This is a genomic window from Streptomyces sp. GC420 (assembly GCF_009916105.1).
In the GTDB taxonomy this organism is placed as follows: Bacteria; Actinomycetota; Actinomycetes; order Streptomycetales; family Streptomycetaceae; genus Streptomyces.
The window spans coordinates 1-908 of record NZ_JAAAXQ010000788.1 but is presented as its reverse complement, the minus strand read 5'-3'; the positions used below and the strand labels follow the sequence as shown (position 1 = coordinate 908).

General features: G+C 67.6%; 1 protein-coding gene. It reads right to left on the bottom strand.

The genetic code is table 11. The features are described 5' to 3' along the window. On the bottom strand, positions 1–908 hold a 908-nt coding region (ispG, locus tag GUY61_RS38630), incomplete at both ends, for a flavodoxin-dependent (E)-4-hydroxy-3-methylbut-2-enyl-diphosphate synthase (RefSeq protein WP_166634939.1).

The window sequence follows — 908 nt, the reverse complement described above, 5'->3', positions numbered from 1 at the left end:
TTGCCCGACGCCACCCCCAGATCGGCCTCACGCGCCTCACCGGGACCGTTGACGACACAGCCCATCACCGCCACCCGCAGCGGAACCTCCATACCCTCCAGCCCCGCCGTGACCTCCTCCGCCAGCTTGTACACATCCACCTGCGCCCGCCCGCACGACGGACACGAAACAATCTCCAGCCGCCGCTGCCGCAGATTCAGCGACTCCAGGATCTGGATACCGACCTTGATCTCCTCCGCCGGCGGCGCCGACAACGACACCCGGATCGTGTCACCGATCCCCTCACTCAGCAGCGCACCGAACGCCACCGCCGACTTCACCGTCCCCTGGAACGCCGGACCCGCCTCCGTCACCCCCAGATGCAGCGGATAGTCGCACCGCTCCGCCAGCAGCCGGTACGCACCGACCATCACCACCGGATCGTTGTGCTTCACCGAGATCTTGATGTCCCGGAACCCGTGCTCCTCGAACAGCGACGCCTCCCACAACGCCGACTCCACCAGCGCCTCCGGAGTCGCCCTGCCGTACTTCCGCAGCAGACGCCGGTCCAGCGAACCCGCGTTCACACCGATCCGGATCGGCGTACCCGCCTCCGACGCCGCCTTCGCGATCTCCCGCACCTTGTCGTCGAACTGCTTGATGTTCCCCGGATTCACCCGCACCGCCGCACAACCCGCGTCGATCGCCGCGAACACGTACTTCGGCTGGAAATGAATGTCCGCGATCACCGGGATCTGCGACTTCCGCGCGATCACCGCCAGCGCGTCCGCGTCGTCCTGCGTCGGACACGCCACCCGCACGATCTGACAGCCCGCCGCCGTCAGCTCCGCGATCTGCTGAAGCGTGGCACCCACGTCCGACGTACGCGTCGTGGTCATCGACTGCACCGACACCGGCGCATCCCCACC